The sequence below is a fragment of the Octadecabacter arcticus 238 genome (assembly GCF_000155735.2).
GTDB lineage: Bacteria > Pseudomonadota > Alphaproteobacteria > Rhodobacterales > Rhodobacteraceae > Octadecabacter > Octadecabacter arcticus.
Map to the genome: position 1 here is coordinate 2,410,666 of NC_020908.1, position 17,317 is coordinate 2,427,982.

Annotated in this window: 22 protein-coding genes; 14 read left to right on the plus strand and 8 right to left on the minus strand. The window is 57.0% G+C overall.

All coding sequences use genetic code 11. The features are described 5' to 3' along the window. Positions 1 to 28: 28 nt before the first annotated feature. The 5 genes from scpB to argS all read right to left on the minus strand — a co-directional run bounded on the left by scpB (position 29) and on the right by argS (position 5,441). Positions 29 to 715, minus strand: coding sequence for an SMC-Scp complex subunit ScpB (gene scpB, locus OA238_RS12520; RefSeq protein WP_015495457.1), 687 nt, complete (start codon positions 713 to 715; stop codon positions 29 to 31). After that, entirely contained in the window at positions 712 to 1,491 is a 780-nt protein-coding gene (locus OA238_RS12525) for a segregation and condensation protein A (protein ID WP_015495458.1), read from the minus strand. Before OA238_RS12525 ends, scpB begins: the two co-directional genes overlap by 4 nt. Before the next feature lie 28 nt (positions 1,492 to 1,519). Then, positions 1,520 to 2,521: a glycoside hydrolase family 3 N-terminal domain-containing protein gene (locus tag OA238_RS12530; protein WP_015495459.1), complete on the minus strand. Its 1,002-nt coding sequence runs from the start codon at positions 2,519 to 2,521 to the stop codon at positions 1,520 to 1,522. Next, a complete protein-coding gene (locus tag OA238_RS12535; protein ID WP_015495460.1) occupies positions 2,522 to 3,580 on the minus strand; it encodes an SPOR domain-containing protein in 1,059 nt (352 codons plus the stop codon). Positions 3,581 to 3,704: 124 nt separating this feature from the next. Beyond that, positions 3,705 to 5,441, minus strand: a complete 1,737-nt coding sequence (gene argS, locus OA238_RS12540) for an arginine--tRNA ligase (RefSeq protein WP_015495461.1) — start codon at positions 5,439 to 5,441, stop codon at positions 3,705 to 3,707. 166 nt (positions 5,442 to 5,607) lie between these two features. Here argS and OA238_RS32775 point away from each other — a divergent pair, with 166 nt between their 5' ends. Next, a complete protein-coding gene (locus tag OA238_RS32775) occupies positions 5,608 to 5,769 on the plus strand; it encodes a hypothetical protein (RefSeq protein ID WP_187293181.1) in 162 nt (53 codons plus the stop codon). Between the two features lie 7 nt (positions 5,770 to 5,776). Here OA238_RS32775 and OA238_RS12545 read toward each other — a convergent pair whose 3' ends face one another. Beyond that, the gene (locus tag OA238_RS12545; protein WP_015495462.1) at positions 5,777 to 6,940 is read right to left on the minus strand and encodes a deoxyguanosinetriphosphate triphosphohydrolase; all 1,164 of its coding nucleotides are present in this window, start codon (positions 6,938 to 6,940) and stop codon (positions 5,777 to 5,779) included. Positions 6,941 to 7,087: 147 nt separating this feature from the next. On the opposite strand from OA238_RS12545, the gene OA238_RS12550 reads away from it, so the two are divergent. Next, positions 7,088 to 7,414 (plus strand): HesB/IscA family protein, encoded by a 327-nt coding sequence (locus OA238_RS12550; RefSeq protein WP_015495463.1) that lies wholly within the window; start codon positions 7,088 to 7,090, stop codon positions 7,412 to 7,414. A gap of 92 nt (positions 7,415 to 7,506) precedes the next feature. Then, on the plus strand, positions 7,507 to 8,307 hold the full coding sequence (gene xth / locus OA238_RS12555; protein ID WP_015495464.1) for an exodeoxyribonuclease III: 801 nt from the start codon (positions 7,507 to 7,509) through the stop codon (positions 8,305 to 8,307). Positions 8,308 to 8,309: 2 nt separating this feature from the next. Here xth and OA238_RS12560 read toward each other — a convergent pair whose 3' ends face one another. Both OA238_RS12560 and dksA read right to left on the minus strand, forming a co-directional pair. Then, positions 8,310 to 9,503 carry an FAD-dependent monooxygenase gene (locus OA238_RS12560; RefSeq protein ID WP_338042834.1) on the minus strand — a complete coding sequence of 398 codons (1,194 nt, stop codon included), beginning with the start codon at positions 9,501 to 9,503 and terminating at the stop codon, positions 8,310 to 8,312. A gap of 33 nt (positions 9,504 to 9,536) precedes the next feature. After that, a complete protein-coding gene (gene dksA, locus OA238_RS12565; RefSeq protein ID WP_015495466.1) occupies positions 9,537 to 9,959 on the minus strand; it encodes an RNA polymerase-binding protein DksA in 423 nt (140 codons plus the stop codon). Positions 9,960 to 10,153: 194 nt separating this feature from the next. On the opposite strand from dksA, the gene OA238_RS12570 reads away from it, so the two are divergent. The 11 genes from OA238_RS12570 to OA238_RS12605 all read left to right on the plus strand — a co-directional run bounded on the left by OA238_RS12570 (position 10,154) and on the right by OA238_RS12605 (position 17,304). Then, positions 10,154 to 10,993 (plus strand): AAA family ATPase, encoded by an 840-nt coding sequence (locus OA238_RS12570; protein ID WP_015495467.1) that lies wholly within the window; start codon positions 10,154 to 10,156, stop codon positions 10,991 to 10,993. 17 nt (positions 10,994 to 11,010) lie between these two features. Continuing rightward, positions 11,011 to 11,298 (plus strand): putative quinol monooxygenase, encoded by a 288-nt coding sequence (locus OA238_RS12575; RefSeq protein ID WP_015495468.1) that lies wholly within the window; start codon positions 11,011 to 11,013, stop codon positions 11,296 to 11,298. A 261-nt stretch (positions 11,299 to 11,559) separates the two neighbouring features. Beyond that, the gene (locus OA238_RS32780) at positions 11,560 to 11,736 is read left to right on the plus strand and encodes a hypothetical protein (RefSeq protein WP_187293182.1); all 177 of its coding nucleotides are present in this window, start codon (positions 11,560 to 11,562) and stop codon (positions 11,734 to 11,736) included. Beyond that, positions 11,733 to 13,130: a DUF2927 domain-containing protein gene (locus tag OA238_RS12580; RefSeq protein WP_015495469.1), complete on the plus strand. Its 1,398-nt coding sequence runs from the start codon at positions 11,733 to 11,735 to the stop codon at positions 13,128 to 13,130. Before OA238_RS32780 ends, OA238_RS12580 begins: the two co-directional genes overlap by 4 nt. Before the next feature lie 3 nt (positions 13,131 to 13,133). Next, the gene (locus tag OA238_RS32785; RefSeq protein WP_085982758.1) at positions 13,134 to 13,304 is read left to right on the plus strand and encodes a hypothetical protein; all 171 of its coding nucleotides are present in this window, start codon (positions 13,134 to 13,136) and stop codon (positions 13,302 to 13,304) included. Beyond that, the gene (locus OA238_RS12585) at positions 13,304 to 14,488 is read left to right on the plus strand and encodes a vWA domain-containing protein (RefSeq protein WP_015495470.1); all 1,185 of its coding nucleotides are present in this window, start codon (positions 13,304 to 13,306) and stop codon (positions 14,486 to 14,488) included. The genes OA238_RS32785 and OA238_RS12585 overlap by 1 nt, the downstream gene beginning before the upstream one ends. Next, positions 14,485 to 14,844 carry a hypothetical protein gene (locus OA238_RS12590; protein WP_015495471.1) on the plus strand — a complete coding sequence of 120 codons (360 nt, stop codon included), beginning with the start codon at positions 14,485 to 14,487 and terminating at the stop codon, positions 14,842 to 14,844. Before OA238_RS12585 ends, OA238_RS12590 begins: the two co-directional genes overlap by 4 nt. Further along, entirely contained in the window at positions 14,837 to 15,445 is a 609-nt protein-coding gene (locus OA238_RS12595) for a DedA family protein (RefSeq protein ID WP_015495472.1), read from the plus strand. The genes OA238_RS12590 and OA238_RS12595 overlap by 8 nt, the downstream gene beginning before the upstream one ends. Before the next feature lie 31 nt (positions 15,446 to 15,476). Beyond that, the gene (locus OA238_RS12600) at positions 15,477 to 16,439 is read left to right on the plus strand and encodes a M24 family metallopeptidase (protein WP_015495473.1); all 963 of its coding nucleotides are present in this window, start codon (positions 15,477 to 15,479) and stop codon (positions 16,437 to 16,439) included. After that, on the plus strand, positions 16,439 to 16,585 hold the full coding sequence (locus OA238_RS33775; protein ID WP_245581510.1) for a hypothetical protein: 147 nt from the start codon (positions 16,439 to 16,441) through the stop codon (positions 16,583 to 16,585). Before OA238_RS12600 ends, OA238_RS33775 begins: the two co-directional genes overlap by 1 nt. Positions 16,586 to 16,620: 35 nt before the next feature. Further along, positions 16,621 to 17,304 carry a M48 family metallopeptidase gene (locus tag OA238_RS12605; protein WP_015495474.1) on the plus strand — a complete coding sequence of 228 codons (684 nt, stop codon included), beginning with the start codon at positions 16,621 to 16,623 and terminating at the stop codon, positions 17,302 to 17,304. Positions 17,305 to 17,317 lie beyond the last annotated feature (13 nt).

A 17,317-nucleotide genomic window follows, 5' to 3' on the forward strand; every position in this document is an offset into this window, starting at 1 on the left:
TAAAAATCCGGCAAATTGAGGGCACTTTTCAAGTTTCATCGAACAATTCGCTTTGATCCCCATTATCTTCGGCCTCACTGCCATCATCATCTTCATCCACAACGGCGTCGCCCATCCCCGGCGCGGGCCGGCTTTCGAGCAATCCGGCAGATCGCAACTCCTGAAGTCCTGGCAAATCACGCGCGCTTTCCAATCCAAAATGATCAAGAAAATCTTGCGTCACCACGAACGTCACAGGGCGCCCCGGTGTCATGCGCCGCCGTCCAAACCTGATCCATTCCAATTCAATCAACTGATCGACAGTGCCACGGCTGACACTGACGCCGCGGATTTCTTCGATTTCGGCGCGAGTCACCGGCTGGTGATAGGCCACAATCGCCAGCGTTTCGACGGCAGCCCGCGACAGTTTGCGCGTCTCAACCGTTTCTTTTTGCATCAAAAATCCCAAATCGGGCGCGGTGCGCAAGGCCCAAGCATCGCCGATCTTGACCAGCGACACCCCGCGCCCGTTATAGCGTTTGCGCAAATAGGCCAGCGCCTCTGCAGGGTCGCAGCCATGGGGCATCCGGCCTTCCAACTCCTTGACCGTGACCGGATCAGCCGTGGCAAAAAGGATCGCTTCAACCATGCGTTCCTGCTCTGCCATAAGCGGCGCGTCAAACAGGCTTTCTTCTGGCTTTTCAACCGCTTGCGCGTCAGTTCTTGGCTCGCTCATCGGTCTTTCTTTCTGATCTGGATCGGTGAGAACACATCGCCCTGTCGCATTTCGATCTTGCCTTCTTTGGCCAGTTCCAACGACGCCGCAAATGTCGATGCCGTGGCAGATCGCCGTTTGGCGGGGTCAATCTCCCAGCCGTCGGGCAAATACGACAGAATGTCAGTCCAGTCTCCGGCATATCCGATCAAGCCGCGCAGTCGACCTAGTGCCTCTTCCATGGTGAATATCTTTTCGCGGTCCAACACAAACGGGCGAAATTCATCTTTGGTTCTGATCCGCGCGTAGCCCTGCATTAGATCAAGCAACGTCGCAGTGTAGGTGACCCGCCGCGTGCGCGTCACGTCCTCGGTAATACCACGGGCAAAGAAATCGCGCGCCAACTGGTCACGCGCCATAAGTTTGGCCGCCGCTTCGCGCATCGCCGATAGGCGCTCCAATTGAAACGCCAAATGAGCCGCCAACTCCTCGCCCGATGGCCCCTCCTCGGATGGGTCCGGCGGCAATAAAAGCCGTGATTTCAAAAACGCCAACCACGCGGCCATCACCAGATAATCCGCTGCCAGTTCCAGCCGCAAATCGCGCGCCTTATGAATAAACGCGAGGTACTGCTGCGCCAGCGCCAATACAGAAATCTGGCGCAGATCGACCTTTTGGGTACGCGACAGGGTCAACAATAAATCCAGAGGCCCCTCAAACCCATCCACATCAACAATCAACGCTTCCGCGGCAAGGCGGTCACTGACGTCAGACTCAAAGGTGGTCGTATTGGACATGAAACTCCGTAAACCGGTGTGGCAGGCGCTATTGTGCCCCCGCTCCTAACAGGTCGTCAAATTCCTCTGACAAGGCCGCAATGTCAACGGTGGTGGGGGTTTTACGCATCATCAATGCAGCGTCGGCGCGGGCTTGGGCTGCGGCGTTCATCTGCCCTGCCGCCTGTCCGACTTGCACAATTTCGCCCGCGTCACCGCAGCAATGCAAGATCACGTCGCAGCCTGCCGCAATCGACGCGCGGCTGCGCTGCGCCACATCCCCCGAGAGCGCCTCCATGCCGATATCATCAGTCATCAACAGGCCCTTGAACCCGATATCGTTGCGGATCACGTCCATCATGATGCGCGACGTGGTGGCGGGTGCGCTGTCGTCGATGTCCTCGAACACGATATGCGCGGTCATCCCCATCGGCAGGTCCGCCAAGGCCATGAATGGCACAAAATCCTGCGCCTCAAGATCGCGGCGCGCCACCGTGACCCGTGGCAAATCCTTGTGGCTGTCAACGCTGGCACGCCCATGTCCGGGAATATGCTTGAGCACCGGCAAAACACCCCCCGCCAAGAGCGCATCGGCAACCGCGCGGCTGGCATCCATCACGGTCACAGCATCGCCACCATAACAGCGGTTGCGCAAAAACGGATGGGTCAGACGGGCGGTGATATCTGCGATCGGCGCACAATTGGCATCAATCCCGACGTCGCGCAGTTCAGCGGCAATCAGGCGGTACCGCAGCCACAGCGCGCGCATCGGATCAGCGGCAATTTGCATCTGTTCAAGTGGCGGCAACCATTCGCGCCAGTGCGGTCCACGCAACCGCTGGACCCGCCCGCCTTCTTGATCGACCAGTATGGGCGCATCATGGCCCGCAGCGTCGCGCAGGTCATCACACAACCGGCGCACTTGGTCTGGCGTGTCGATATTGCGGGCAAACAGGATAAACCCGAACGGCGCGTAGTCGCGAAAATAGGCGCGTTCCCAATCGGTGATGCGCAGCCCTTCGGGGCCGAATATCGCAGCGCCAAATTGCATTTAGCGCACAACCACCGGAATACAGGCCGCACCTTCCGCCGACATTGCCGAACAGAACCGCCGCGCATCGCTCAGGTCCGTGAACCCCTTGGCACGCAGGCGAAAGAACGTGCGCCCGCCAGAATTGGCTTGCTGGATAATCTGGTCTTTGTCGTCAAAGAATTCAGGGAAGCGTTGCGTCAAGCGCGCCCATTCGGAGGCCGCAATATCAGCACTGTCAAATGCCCCGAGCTGGACTAGTTTGGTTCCAACAGGGATCACCGCAGTCGTGACTTCGCCAGTGGTGACGTCGCCAGTGACAGCTGGCGTCACATCGGCTGATCTTACATCCGCCGAAACCGGCGTTGCAACGACGGCAGGCAGGTTCGCAGGACGCGCCGTTGGGCGCACAGAGCGGCGCACACCGGGCACGCCATCAGGAATAAGATCGGGGTTCACAACCACACCGTTCACCGCAACCTCAATGGGTACATTTACGCCATCCGCAAGATCGCTCATCGGTGCAGCACCAGACGCAATCTGATCTGCCAATGCCAATACATCCGCTGCCGTCAGTGGCACGGATGGATTAACGGGCATCGCTAATGCGGCAATCTGATCGCCGCCCTGCGCCGGTGTCGTTATGTCATCACTGGACAGGGATGTGGTAATCGCCACACCAAGCGGATCTTGCAAGGCGGCCACAACCTCGCCCGCCTCGACAGCTGATGTGACCTCAAGATCTTCGGCCTGAAGTGACACATTGCTCGGGGCCAATATCAGACGGTCCTCAGGCTGAGCCGCGCCACCAAGTGCGGGAACAGAATTGACCGACAATCCGATATGTGTAGCAATTACGCCACCTGGATTTTCCGGTGACACACGCATCTCGCCGACCAAAGCCCGCACAACAGGAACGCCAGTGACATCACGCATCAAAAGCTTATAGCCCCAGATCCCGACCCCACCGATAAGTGCGACAGAAATCGCGGCAGCCGCGAAGTTGATGTATTTGCCCGCTTGGAAGGTTGTCGGAACCCCCGCTCCTGACCCGTTCGGGCCGGCTGTAAAACTTGCCATGTGTCTGCCTCACTGCGCAGGGGTTTGCCCCCACATTTAACGTCTTTTAAACGCGCAACTTACCCAAAAACTGTTAATACTCCTCGGATCACGCTCTCGCCTCATTACCCCAGACATGTGCGCTTTAGCGCATCTCTTCCGCTGGAGTTACGCCAAGAATACCCAAACCGTGGGAAATTACAACGCTTACAGATTTGATCAGCGCAATTTTCGCCTGTGTTGCTGGGATGTTGTCGACCTGCAAAAACCGCAACGACGCATCGTCACTGCCGCGATTCCACAGCCCATGCAGTTCGGATGCAAGATCATAGAGGTAGAATGCGATGCGGTGCGGCTCATGGCCTTTGGCGGCAATTTCGACCAGACGCGGCCATTCTGCCAGTTTGGCAGCCATCGCCAGTTCCGCCGGATGGGTTGCCAACGACAGATCGGCGTGGGCCAGATCCGACACATCAACGCCCGCCTCGACCGCTTTGCGCATCACCGAATGAATCCGTGCACTGGCGTATTGGACATAGAATACCGGATTGTCTTTTGACTGCTCCGTCACCTTGTCAAAATCAAAATCAAGTGGTGCATCATTCTTACGCGTCAGCATGTGGAACCGCGTCACGTCAGGGCCGACTTCGGCCACCAAATCGCGCAGCATAATGAACGTGCCCGCCCGTTTGGACATCTTGAACGGCTCGCCTTTTTTGTACAGCTTGACCAGTTGCGTCAGTTTAACGTCCAGCGGCACGGCATTATCAGACAACGCCGCAACAGCCGCCTTCATCCGCTTGACGTAGCCGCCATGATCCGCACCAAACACATCAATAAGGGCGTCGAACCCTCTGGAAATCTTATCATAATGGTACGCAATGTCGGGCGCGAAATAGGTCCATGCCCCGTCAGACTTCTGAATAGGCCGATCCACGTCATCACCAAATTCGGTTGATTTGAACAACGTCTGTTCGCGCGGTTCCCAATCCTCGGGCAGCTTGCCCTTGGGCGGCTCAAGCGTGCCTTTGTAGATCAGACCCTTGGTCTTCAAGTCCGCGATCGCGGCCTCGATCAATCCGGTTCCGTACAGCGATTTCTCGGAATAAAACACATCCATCTTCACACCAAGCGAGTCTAAATCCTCGCGGATCAGCGCCATCATCGCATCGGTGCCAAATTCGCGCACGTCATCCAACCAGACTTCTTCACCCTGCCCGACATAGGCATCGCCGACCCTAGCCTTCAGGTCTTGACCCGCCTGGATCAGATACTCACCGGGGTAGGTTCCGTCCTCGAACGTCACGGCCTGACCATGCGCCTCAAGATAGCGCAAATACACCGAACGCGCCAAAACATCGACCTGCGCGCCACCGTCGTTAATGTAGTATTCCCGTGTCACATCGTATCCGGCATAGGCCAGCAAAGACGCCAAAGCATCGCCAAAAACCGCGCCACGGGTGTGGCCAACATGCAGCGGTCCCGTCGGGTTGGCGCTGATATATTCGACGTTCATTTTCTTGCCTGCGCCCAAATTCGACTTACCAAAATCTGCATCCGTCAGCACAGCGCTTACTACACCCGCCCAAACGCCCGCATCCAGCGCGAGGTTCAGAAACCCCGGTCCAGCAATATCCGCACTGGTGATGCGCGTGTCAGCAACCAACTTTGCAGCCAGCGCGTCTGCAATATCGCGCGGCTTCATGCCCGAAGGCTTGGCCAATACCATCACCGCATTCGTCGCCATATCGCCGTGGCTCGCGTCTCGCGGGGGCTCAACTGTGACGTTGGCGAAGTCCAATCCAGCGGGCAAAACCCCCTCAATGGTCAGTGCGTCCAAACAGTCGATCACGGTTGCGCGGATATCGGCGAACAGGTTCATGGTACTTCCTTTTTGCGAACTGTCAGTTTAGCACCATCATATCCCACGTCAACGCGCGTTGCATGGCCCGCGACCTGTTCTTTCTCACCTGCCTTGCCTCTATGTTGACCAGCGTCTGGGCTGCTCCTCTCAGGGTTGAAAATACCAACTCTGGCGCCCCCCGCTTTTGAGCCATGAACGCGATCCTGACAGCCCTTACTTCAATGCCGCGACAACGGCCCATAACCCGTTTTACTATCTTGCGGCGATGTTGGTCGGGACCAGCGCGTTCGTATTTGTCGTGATTTATCTGGCCATTATCGTGCTGGCCCGTCGCGCTGTACGCTAGGCCTGCGCTACCTGACCAGTCGCGCGTGCGTTTCAATCGCAAACCGGTCCGTCATTCCCGAAATGTAATCGGACACGATCCGCGCCAGCGCTGTTTCACCGTCCGCTGCCGCCACATCCTTGCGCCATTGTTTCGGCAGATGGCTGGGGTCATGCATGAACAGCGGAAACAGATCTTCGACCACCTGCGTCACCTCGGCGCGCATTTTCACGACGCGGGGCGCGCGATACATCTGGTTGAACAGAAATTTGCGAACAACCTTCAGATCAGCCCAAAGGTTCGGCGAAAACTGCACCATCATCCGCCCTGCCCCGCGCACATCCGCGCAGGTCTTGGGGTCAAGTGCGCTAAGGTTGGCGCGACTGACGCCAATCACATCCTCAACCAATATGCCAAAGAACCGCCGCAACGCCTCATGGCGGCGGCGATATTTATCAAGACCGGGGTACTTGGCGTCCACTTCGCGAAAACAATCGCCGACAATCGGTAGGCCCAGCAAATCATCAGTGCTAAACAACTCCGCGCGTAACCCGTCGTGGATGTCGTGGTGATTGTAGGCAATGTCATCTGACAGCGCCGCAGACTGCGCCTCGGCACTCGCATGGGTGTGGAGTTCCAGATCGTGCACCGCGTCATAATCCGACAGCGCATAGGGCACAGGATCCAGCACCGGACCGTCGCCCGGAACGGGCGCAACCGGACCATTGTGTTTGGCGATGCCTTCCAATGTCTCCCACGTCAGGTTCAACCCGTCCCATTCTGCGTAATGGCGCTCCAACGATGTCACAATCCGAATGGCCTGCGCATTGTGATCAAAGCCGCCGTAGGGCGCCATCAATATCGACAAAGCGTCCTCGCCAGTGTGCCCGAACGGGGTGTGGCCAAGATCATGGGCCAGCGCCACCGCCTCGGTTAATTCCGCATTCAAGTCCAGTGCGCCCGCAATCGTGCGCGCCACTTGTGCAACTTCAATCGAATGGGTCAGCCGTGTGCGAAAATAATCGCCTTCATGTTCCACGAACACTTGGGTCTTGTGTTTCAGGCGGCGAAACGCGGATGCGTGAATGATCCGGTCACGGTCGCGCTGAAAGGCAGACCGAAACTCGCTCTCCTCCTCGTGAAAAAGCCGCCCGCGCGTGTTCGCGGGGCTGCATGCATACGATACTACCATGTCTGTCCCTTGTCTTTTTCGACGTCCCTTGTCGCTTATCTTATCGTGCCGCACATGACTTTCCGCCACGACGTGTTGCGCATGACTTGCTGCACGGGTCCCCCGCACCTATATTGGAACCAACGCCCAACCTAAAGGCTGCAAAAAATGCTCACACTCCCCCCCAAAGTCACGCCACGTGCGTTTGAACGACTTCTTGAAATCGGCGCGAACGCAGATGGCAAAGCCCTGCGCATCGCCGTTGAGGGAGGCGGCTGTTCAGGCTTTCAATATGAAATCAATCTGGACGAAGCCAAAGACGATGATCTTGTCCTTGAGGGCTCTGGTCAGAAGGTGGTGATCGATTCGATCTCCCTGCCGTTCCTGTCCGATGCCACGATTGATTTCACCGAAGAACTGATCGGTGCACGGTTTGTGATTGAAAACCCCAACGCCTCAAGCTCATGCGGCTGTGGCGTCAGCTTCTCTATGTAGGACGATTGTGCGCACGGTGTATGTACAGACTGTGTACGCCTTGTGCCTCCCCGATTTGACAGGCAAAACAGGGTGATACTCTGGGGGCAAAGATGAAAATCGCAACATTCAACATCAACGGCGTTAAGGCCCGCATCGGTGCACTGACCGACTGGCTTGAGGCGTCAAAACCTGACGTCGCCCTGCTACAAGAAATCAAATCCGTCGACGAAGGCTTCCCGCGTGAACACATTCAAGACCTCGGTTACACCGTTGAAACCCATGGACAAAAAGGATTCAATGGCGTCGCTATCTTGTCGAAACTACCGCTAGAAGACGTCACCCGTGGCCTACCCGACCCCGAAGGCGCGGGCCGCGACGGCGAAGACGACATCGAAGCCCGCTATATCGAAGCCACGGTGATGGGTGAAAAAGCCATTAGAATCTGCGGCCTATACCTGCCCAACGGCAATCCCGCACCCGGTCCGAAGTACGACTATAAACTGCACTGGATGGACCGCCTCAAGGCACGTGCAAGCCAGCTCATAGAACTTGAAGAACCCTTCCTAATTGCAGGGGATTACAACATAATCCCCCAACCCGAAGACGCCGCGCGCCCCGATGTCTGGGCCGATGACGCACTGTTTCGACCCGACAGTCGCGCCGCGTTTCGTCGCCTGCTGAACCTCGGCCTCACCGAGGCCTTCCGCGCCTGTCACCAAGGCAGCGGCCACTACTCGTTTTGGGACTACCAAGCAGGTGCGTGGGACAAGAACGACGGCATCCGCATCGACCATTTTCTGCTTTCAAATCAATGTGCTGACCTGTTGAAAGATTGCTGGATCGAAAGCGACGTGCGGGGCCGCGAAAAACCATCCGACCACGTTCCCGTCTGGGTCGAACTAGACGCCTGACGTCATTTGGTCGCGTCAAACCCGTAAAGCCAGTCCAGCCTCTTCAAGAATGCATCTGGCGCAACGAAACCCAGCGTTTTCAATCCTGTATGGGCCAAACTTCGGGTCAATCCTGACAAGTGATAATTGCGCGCATTGGCATTGGCGGCCGCAATTGCGCGGCTGACCCGCAAAGCGCGCTCATGTTGAAACCGCGCCAAAGCGGTCGCCAGATCATCAGCCTCATCACAACAGCGCGCCAAGAAATATGCATCCTCAATCGCCAAATTCGCCCCCTGAGCCAAGAACGGCAACGTCGGATGCGCCGCGTCCCCAAGGATCACCAAACTGTCGTTATGCCATTGCTTTGCAACGGGATGTCGAAACAATCCCCACAAATATGTTTCACTGACTTGACCCAGAATATCGCGCAATTGCGGGCAGGTATCGGCGAATGCGGCGCGCAGGTTGTCGGGATCATCGCTGTGCTTCCATCCCTCTTGCGCCCATGTATCACGTTCTTGCACGGCCACGATGTTGAGCAAGTTTTCAGCCAATGGATAGGTCACGACATGGCGGTTCGGGGCCATCCAGATGCGCGCAACGGGCTCCACGTCTTTGGCCACGATTGTTGCCCGCCATGCGACCTGACCAGTAAATTCGGGCTCAGCCGTATTACCCAAAAGCAATCGCGAAATCGAATGAATGCCATCGGCACCGACGCATAAATCACAGGATACTTCGCCAATATTGGTGTTGAGAGTCCCGTCTTTTGCTATGCTTTCAACGCGCACATCGAACGAAATCTCAACCCCTGCCGCCTGTGCGCCTTGCGCGATCATCTCCACCAGTGCTGCGCGGTGGAAAAACCGATAGGGCGGCACTTGGCTGCTCAGATCGAAACGCGCGATGACTTTGCCGCTGATCGCATCCGTGGGCATCACGGCCTGTGCGACAATGCTGGCGGCGTCCATGGCATCGGACAACCCAAGTTCGGCCAGAACCCGTGAACCGTTCGGGGTCACTTGGATGCCTGCGCCAACCTCGTTTAACGCCGATGCTTGTTCATAAATGTGGACATTCGCACCGCGTCGCGCAAACGCCAACGCAGCCGTTAAGCCACCGATTCCGGCGCCAATAATAACGATGCGTTTATTGCGTAAAGTGCCAGATCCGCGCGGGGCGTCGTCGGGCATCACGTCAGGTTCATCCAACATTCGTCCCGCCTTTTTCCACGTACGTCTTGCGGATCAGTCGGTACGATGCACCCGTTCACGGCGCTCGTGACGCTCCTGCGCCTCAAGGCTCATGGTGGCGATGGGGCGCGCATCCAGACGTTTCAGGCTGATCGGGTCGCCCGTCACGATGCAATATCCGAATTCGCCTTCATCGATACGGCGCAACGCCCCATCAATTTTGGACACCAGTTTGCGTTCACGGTCACGGGTGCGCAATTCAAGCGAACGATCGGTTTCTTCAGACGCACGGTCAGCAACATCAGGGATATTGCGCGTGCCATCTTTCATCGACTCAATCGTGTCGCGACTGTCTTCCAGAACTTCGCCGCGCCAGTTGATCAACTTGCGGCGAAAATACTCAACTTGTTTGTCGTTCATAAACGGTTCGGAATCGACCGGTACATAATCATCCGGCAGGAATGTTTCAGCTTTCATACTCGCCCCTCTAGAGGTGGAAACTACAGTCAAAATTTGCTGATCTGGCAATTGCATTCCCCTTCTTTGAAGCCTTCCTTTAAACCCTAGCGAGCAAGCTGTCACCCCCTTGTAGATCACCTTTTCATGGGTTGATGCTGGTTAGGGAGGTGTTAACGTTAACACGATAGTTAAACACAACTTACGGGCAAAAAATGCGCTTCACAGGAACTGATTCTTATGTTGCAACGGATGACCTTACCGTTGCGGTGAATGCGGCCGTGACGCTGGAACGTCCGTTGTTGGTCAAGGGCGAACCGGGAACGGGCAAGACCGAACTCGCGCGGCAGGTGAGCAACGCACTGAGACTGCCAATGATCGAATGGCACATCAAATCGACCACCAAGGCGCAGCAAGGTCTGTATGAATACGATGCCGTCAGCCGATTGCGCGACAGTCAGCTGGGCGATGCAAAGGTCAACGACGTCGCCAACTACATCAAACGCGGCAAACTGTGGCAGGCGTTTGAAGCGGACGGGCGCGTGGTTCTTCTGATCGATGAAATTGACAAGGCCGACATCGAATTTCCCAACGATCTTCTGCAAGAACTCGATCGGATGGAATTCCACGTTTACGAAACCGGTGAGACGGTCAGGGCCAAACACCGCCCCATTATGATCATCACGTCCAATAATGAAAAAGAACTGCCCGACGCGTTTTTGCGCCGCTGCTTTTTCCACTACATCCGGTTCCCTGACATCGACACAATGCGTAAGATTGTCGAGGTGCATCACCCTGGGATCAAAGACGCGCTGCTGACCACCGCGCTGACGCAATTCTATGAAATCCGCGACCAACAGGGCCTGAAGAAAAAGCCCAGCACGTCCGAAGTGCTCGATTGGCTAAAACTGCTGCTGGCTGAGGATTTGACGTCTGAGGACCTGAAACGCGACGGGGCCTCTGCCCTGCCAAAAATGCACGGAGCCTTGCTGAAGAACGAACAGGACGTGCATTTATTTGAACGTCTGGCTTTCATGGCCCGCAGTCAGCGTTAGAGCCCGAAGGATTGCCTATGACCTTAACCATCGTTGCCCATATCACCGCCGTTGCTGGTAAGGCAGATTTTCTGCGCTCTCAGCTTGAAGCGCTGATCGCCCCCACCCGCGCAGAAGCCGGATGCCTGCAATATGATCTGCACGTCGACACCACAGACCCGCATGTTTTCCTTTTCTTTGAAAATTGGGAAACCCGCGATCTATGGCAGGACCACATGAACGCCAATCACATCAAACAGTTTTCAGCAGCGACACAGGGTGCGATTGCAGCTGTTGTACTGAATGAGATGACCCAAGTCGGCTGAGGTTCGGCGCGATTCGACGTGTCAGCCACCGACACCCCACATCTTGTGGCTACATCAATAGCACCTACTAACCTGTTGAGTCTTTTGCCACACACTCCGCCGTCATTTCCACGGGGCTCTGAATTAACCCGTGATAAGCCCCCCCCCAACTCCCCTTTAAATAAAGAGCCCGAGTTCGGGGGTCGCGGAATTGTCTAATTCTGCCCCTACTTGGGCCTCAGTCCGCTGGCAGGTCGGAACTGAGCTAAAAGGAGAGCAGAGTTGACCAAGGCAAAAATGCCGGTTGCCAAGCATCATACTTCACGCAAGATTAATGTGCGGGCACGACAGATGTGGACCGATGAACTGACCTTTTCGGGGGCCACCGCAGATTGCGTTGACCCGTCTGGCATCGACCTCTATGCGCCCTCTGGCCGGCTTGATCGGGGGGCGGCATGAATAGAACCTTCCGTCGCCTTATGGCGATTTCGGTCATGTTTTTGACCGCCTGTACGCCTGTGCCCCAGTCATCATTTGGCGGCCCGACGCTGCCAACGCGCACAATGGGCCTGCAAGACAGCTTACCGCCAATGCGCTCTTTTGCGGGCAATCGCGTTATCACGCCGACACGGTCAAACCGCGAGGTCGGCAAAGATTTCATGGATCTGTCGTTCCGAATGGAAAGTGGCCGTCCCGTAACCCGCCTGACACGATTTGAAGCCCCGGTCACGGTGCGGGTCACTGGCGATGTGCCACCAAGTCTGACCCCTGATCTACGTATCCTGCTGGGCCGTTTGCGCACCGAGGCCAACATCGACATCTCGATGACTGGCGCCCAGACGGCGTCGATCACCATCGAAGCCATCCCGCGCGCGGTTCTGAACGCCGCCGTACCGAGTGCTGCATGTTTTGTGGTGCCACGCGTGTCGTCATGGGAAGAATTCAAAACCGTGCGCCGCACACCAACCGTGGATTGGACAACCTTGGAGCGGCGCGACCGTGCGGCAGTGTTTGTTCCCTCCGATGTGGCTCCACAAGAGATTCGCGACTGCTTGCACGAAGAATTTGCACAGGCCCTCGGCCCACTCAATGACCTGTATCGCCTGTCGGATTCCGTGTTTAACGACGACAACATCCATGCGGTGCTGACATCGTTTGATATGTTGGTTTTGCGCGCCTATTACGATCCGGCTTTAAGCAACGGCATGACCCGCGGCCAAGTCGCCGCCCGCCTTGACCCGATCCTGTCACGCCTGAACCCAGCCGGTGACAGTCGCGCTGACCGTCCGCGCAACGACACCACCCGCAGCTGGATTGACAACATCGAAACCGCGCTAACCGCCGGATCATCCCCAGCAAGCCGCCGCAACGCCGCCTTGCACGCTGTCAGCCTCGCAGGGGCCATGAACTGGGACGGCCCACGCGACGGATTTGCCCATTACGCGCTTGGCCGACTGAACGTGGGCTATGACAGCGACATCGCGCTGTCCGCCTTCAACCAAGCCTTGCGCATCTACAACCGGTCCCCCGAAACCCGCCTGCATGCGGCCCACGTATCCGTCCAATTGGCCGCCTTTGCGCTGTCAGCTGGCGACGGCGACGGCGACGGCGCGGCGGTTCTAAGCCTCGTCGACGGCGCAATGCCAATTGCGGCGGCCCATGAAAATGCCGCCCTTCTCGCGACTTTGATGATGTTCAAAGCCGAAGCGCTGGAAATGACCGGACGAGGCGCGGAAGCGAGCGCGGTTCGTATGGACAGTCTTGGCTGGGCGCGGTACGGATTTGGCGCGGACGCCAATGTCCGCGCGCGCTTGAGCGAGATTGCATCGCTCAACCCACTCAAAGGGATCTAACCTATGATTTACCCTCTCGGCGGTCTGTTTTTCGGGGCATTGCTGGGGGCGTATCGGGCGAAATCGCGCGGTGGCAAGGCAGCGGACATGGCACAGTGGGCCGCCGTGTTCGCAATGATCTTTGGCATAATCGGTTTGTTCATCGTGATCATAATCACCCGCAACACCGCCTGATGTTTCTGCCATTCTTTGATACCCTTCGGCGGGGCGGTGTCCCAGTTTCCCTGCGGGAATTCCTGACATTCCTTGAAGGCATGAAGGCTGGCATCGCCACCTACGACATAGAAGCATTCTACTTTCTCGCGCGCACCTGCATGGTCAAAGACGAACGCAACATCGACAAGTTTGATCGCGCCTTCGCCACCGCCTTTGAAGGCTTGGAGGCAATTCCCGATTCTGCCGTCATGGACGCCGTCGACATTCCCCAAGGCTGGCTGGAAAAGATGGCTGAAAAGCATCTTAGCGCACAGGAAAAGGCTGAAATCGACGCGCTTGGCGGCTTTGACAAACTGATGGAAACGCTCAAAAAGCGGATTGAGGAGCAAAAGGGCCGCCATCAAGGGGGGGCCAAATGGGTCGGCACGGCTGGCACGTCACCTTTTGGTGCCTATGGCTACAATCCAGAGGGCGTGCGCATCGGCCAAGACGCCAGCCGCCACCAACGCGCCGTCAAAGTCTGGGACAAACGCGAGTTCCGCAATCTTGACGACTCGGTTGAAATTGGCACCCGCAACATCAAGGTCGCGCTCAAACGCCTGCGCCGCTGGGCCCGCGACGGGGCGGCAGATGAACTTGATCTTGATGGCACAATCCGCGCCACCGCCGAACACGGCTACCTTGATGTGAAAACTCGGCCCGAACGGCGCAATGCCGTCAAAGTGCTGCTGTTTCTCGATATTGGTGGGTCAATGGACCCGCACGTCAAACTCGTCGAAGAACTGTTCTCGGCAGCGAAATCAGAATTCAAACATCTCGAACACTTTTACTTCCACAATTGCCTGTATGAGGGCGTCTGGCGTGACAACCGTCGCCGCTGGGACGCACAAATGCCAACTTGGGACGTGCTGCGCACTTACGGGTCGGACTACAAATGCATCTTCGTCGGCGATGCATCCATGTCGCCCTATGAAATAGCCTACGTCGGCGGCGCCAACGAACACTACAACCAAGAAGCGGGCCAAACATGGCTGGAACGTGCCCGCGATCAATGGCCCAACCACCTGTGGCTTAACCCGCTGGATCAACGCTATTGGCAATACACCCAGTCGGTGCAGATGATACGACAGATTTTTGGCGACGACCGGATGGTCCCGATGACGCTGGCCGGAATTGAAAAAGGCATGAAGGTTCTCACATGATCAGACACCTTTGGCAGACACACCGCTTTGCGCTGATGGCGTTCATTGTGGCCCTGTGTGCCTTGGGGTTCTTCGGCGTTAGAACCATTTCATCCACCATCTACTGGATGGACCCCGACCACCAAAATCAGGCCCTCGCCGGATGGATGACGCCACGCTACGTCATGCGATCCTACCAATTGCCGCCAGATGTACTTGGCCCTGCCCTGTTTTTAGTCAAAGACGCCGCACCGCGCCGCATCTCACTTGATACGATTGCGGCTGAAAATGGCCTGACGATGGATGACCTACAAATCCGCATAGATGTCGCCGCAGCGCAGATGCGCGCTGATCGCGAGGCCCTCCGCGATGACTGAAACTGCCTTCGCCCTCGTTGCAGATTACGGTGTCATCATCGTGTTTTGTGTGACGTTCTTAAGCTGCCTCGCGCTGCCGGTCCCCTCATTGTTGTTGATGCTGGCCTCTGGCGGCTTTGCGGCCACGGGCGATCTGTCACTTTATGCTGTTGGGCTATCTGCATTTTCTGGCGCCGTGCTGGGCGACAATTCGGGTTACTGGGCCGCGCGCAAATTAGGAACCCGGCTTGACGGGTGGCTGGTCAAACATCCCAAACGCGCCGCCCTTCGCGCGCGCAGTGCTGCCTTTATGGACAAGCGCGGCGGGTCTAGCATCTTCTTGTCATGCTGGCTCGTGGCGCCGCTTGGTCCCTACATGAACTATTTTTGTGGCGTGACGAAATTTAACTGGGTGCGATTTGCCCTTTGGGGCATCGCTGGTGAAATTGTTTGGGTCAGCCTCTATGTCGGCTTGGGCTACAGCTTTGCCGATAACATCACGTCCATCGCAAGCGTATTGGGCAATGCCAGCGGTTTCATCACCGCACTGGTCGTCGTGATCGCATCTGGTTGGTGGTTGGTGCGCGCCAGCAAGAAGCGTCCTGAAACCGATTCCGCTTGACCGCTCGCGCGTAGATGAACACCAATCATACATGACATTGCATTTTGACGCCCCCGAATACGCCGCCCGCCAAGCCCGCGCCACGAAAGTCGTGGCAGATGCCGGCCTTGACGCGCTGTTGATGTTCGCGCCCGAAAGCCACTTTTGGTTGACGGGCTATGACACCTTCGGCTTTGCGATGTTTCAAGCGATGGTATTAACCGCAAAAGGCGACATACATCTTCTGACCCGCATGCCTGATTTGCGCCAAGCCCGTTACACGTCCACCCTGCCCGATGATCACATCCACATCTGGCCAGAATTTGAAGGCTGTGATCCAACCACTGACCTCGCGCACCTTCTCACTGATCTTGGTGTTGCTGGCACTGTCGGATTCGAAAGCCAGACGGTCGGGCTCACCGACTTTAATGGCCAACGCCTGCGCGCCGCCGTGGCGCAGCTGAAAGACGCGTCGGATCTGATCCGAGGCTTGCGGCGCACCAAATCATCGGCAGAAATCGCCATGCACCGCCGCGCGGCTGCATTGTCGGATGATGCACTGGATGCGGGCCTTGCCGTCACCCACGCGGGCGCATTTGAAGGCGATATTCTAGCCGCGATGCAGGGTGCCGTTTTCAAAGGTGGTGGGGATTATGCGGGCAACGAATTTATCATCGGTTCCGGCGACGGCGCGCTGCTGTGTCGCTATTATTCCGGCCGCCGCCATCTGGACCCAGCCGACCAGCTGACACTGGAATGGTCGGGCACCTTTGCACGCTATCACGCCGCAATGATGCGCACTGTCGTGATCGGCGCACCCACCCAAAGCCACACCCGCATGCACGCCACCTGCGCTGAGGCCATCAAACCAAACGCGCCGATGGGCGACGTCTACACCGCCCACGCCAATGTCTTTGACGCCCACGCTTGCAGGCCTGCGGCTATGGCATGGGCGCGGTCTACAACCCGATCTGGGTCGATTTCCCGATGTTTTACGAGGGCAATCCGCTTTTGATGCAACAGGGCCAAGTCTTTTTCCTGCATATGATCCTGATGGACAGCGACTCCGGCGCGGCCATGACATTGGGCCATTCGGTTCTGGTGACGGACACCGGATGTGAACGCTTGTCACGTCACCCGCTCGATCTGTTGATCGCATGACTTGCAGCGCCGATCTTTGGCCCCATATCTAATATATGCTCAAATTCTTCCCCATCCTGCTTGCCATCGGTTACGGCATCTTTATGTATCGTCTGTCCGCATGGCGCACGACGCGTGAGTTGGATGAAAAATCTACCGAACTGGCAGACCCCAAACTGCGCGCCCTGACGGCGCAAATGGCCGATGTTGTCGATATTACCCGCATCAAAGTCCACATCTATGAAATCGACCCCGTGAACGGGCTTGCGGCACCGGATGGCCGGATTTTCATAACCCGCGGGTTTTACAATAAATACAAGGAAAACGAGGTTACCGCAGAAGAAATGGCCTCAGTCATCGCCCATGAATTGGGTCACGTCGCCTTGGGGCATTCCCGCCGCCGCATGATCGACTTTTCCGGCCAAAATGCCCTGCGCACGGCGCTGGCCATGGTGCTGTCGCGCTTTATGCCCGGCATCGGGCCACTGATCGCCAATGCCGCGATGAGCATGCTGATGGCGCGCCTGTCGCGCTCTGATGAATATGAGGCTGACGCCTATGCCTCCGCCCTTCTCCTCAAGGCGGGCATCGGGACAAATGCGCAAAAAACCCTATTTACCAAGCTCGAAAAATTGACAGGTGCAAACGGCGCGGCGCAACCTGCATGGCTGCTCAGCCACCCCAAAACCGCCGAACGCATTGCCGCGATTGAAGCGAACGAGGCGAAATGGGGCGCGTGACACTGCCCTCTTC

What these genes read in the sequence shown, in the direction of transcription:
- scpB (WP_015495457.1), bottom strand. Translation starts at nt 715, where the DNA reads ATGAGCGAGCCAAGAACTGACGCGCAAGCGGTTGAAAAGCCAGAAGAA.
- OA238_RS12525 (WP_015495458.1), bottom strand. Translation starts at nt 1,491, where the DNA reads ATGTCCAATACGACCACCTTTGAGTCTGACGTCAGTGACCGCCTTGCC.
- OA238_RS12530 (WP_015495459.1), bottom strand. Translation starts at nt 2,521, where the DNA reads ATGCAATTTGGCGCTGCGATATTCGGCCCCGAAGGGCTGCGCATCACC.
- OA238_RS12535 (WP_015495460.1), bottom strand. Translation starts at nt 3,580, where the DNA reads ATGGCAAGTTTTACAGCCGGCCCGAACGGGTCAGGAGCGGGGGTTCCG.
- argS (WP_015495461.1), bottom strand. Translation starts at nt 5,441, where the DNA reads ATGAACCTGTTCGCCGATATCCGCGCAACCGTGATCGACTGTTTGGAC.
- OA238_RS12545 (WP_015495462.1), bottom strand. Translation starts at nt 6,940, where the DNA reads ATGGTAGTATCGTATGCATGCAGCCCCGCGAACACGCGCGGGCGGCTT.
- OA238_RS12550 (WP_015495463.1), top strand. Translation starts at nt 7,088, where the DNA reads ATGCTCACACTCCCCCCCAAAGTCACGCCACGTGCGTTTGAACGACTT.
- xth (WP_015495464.1), top strand. Translation starts at nt 7,507, where the DNA reads ATGAAAATCGCAACATTCAACATCAACGGCGTTAAGGCCCGCATCGGT.
- OA238_RS12560 (WP_338042834.1), bottom strand. Translation starts at nt 9,503, where the DNA reads ATGTTGGATGAACCTGACGTGATGCCCGACGACGCCCCGCGCGGATCT.
- dksA (WP_015495466.1), bottom strand. Translation starts at nt 9,959, where the DNA reads ATGAAAGCTGAAACATTCCTGCCGGATGATTATGTACCGGTCGATTCC.
- OA238_RS12570 (WP_015495467.1), top strand. Translation starts at nt 10,154, where the DNA reads ATGCGCTTCACAGGAACTGATTCTTATGTTGCAACGGATGACCTTACC.
- OA238_RS12575 (WP_015495468.1), top strand. Translation starts at nt 11,011, where the DNA reads ATGACCTTAACCATCGTTGCCCATATCACCGCCGTTGCTGGTAAGGCA.
- OA238_RS12580 (WP_015495469.1), top strand. Translation starts at nt 11,733, where the DNA reads ATGAATAGAACCTTCCGTCGCCTTATGGCGATTTCGGTCATGTTTTTG.
- OA238_RS32785 (WP_085982758.1), top strand. Translation starts at nt 13,134, where the DNA reads ATGATTTACCCTCTCGGCGGTCTGTTTTTCGGGGCATTGCTGGGGGCG.
- OA238_RS12585 (WP_015495470.1), top strand. Translation starts at nt 13,304, where the DNA reads ATGTTTCTGCCATTCTTTGATACCCTTCGGCGGGGCGGTGTCCCAGTT.
- OA238_RS12590 (WP_015495471.1), top strand. Translation starts at nt 14,485, where the DNA reads ATGATCAGACACCTTTGGCAGACACACCGCTTTGCGCTGATGGCGTTC.
- OA238_RS12595 (WP_015495472.1), top strand. Translation starts at nt 14,837, where the DNA reads ATGACTGAAACTGCCTTCGCCCTCGTTGCAGATTACGGTGTCATCATC.
- OA238_RS12600 (WP_015495473.1), top strand. Translation starts at nt 15,477, where the DNA reads ATGACATTGCATTTTGACGCCCCCGAATACGCCGCCCGCCAAGCCCGC.
- OA238_RS33775 (WP_245581510.1), top strand. Translation starts at nt 16,439, where the DNA reads ATGCAACAGGGCCAAGTCTTTTTCCTGCATATGATCCTGATGGACAGC.
- OA238_RS12605 (WP_015495474.1), top strand. Translation starts at nt 16,621, where the DNA reads ATGCTCAAATTCTTCCCCATCCTGCTTGCCATCGGTTACGGCATCTTT.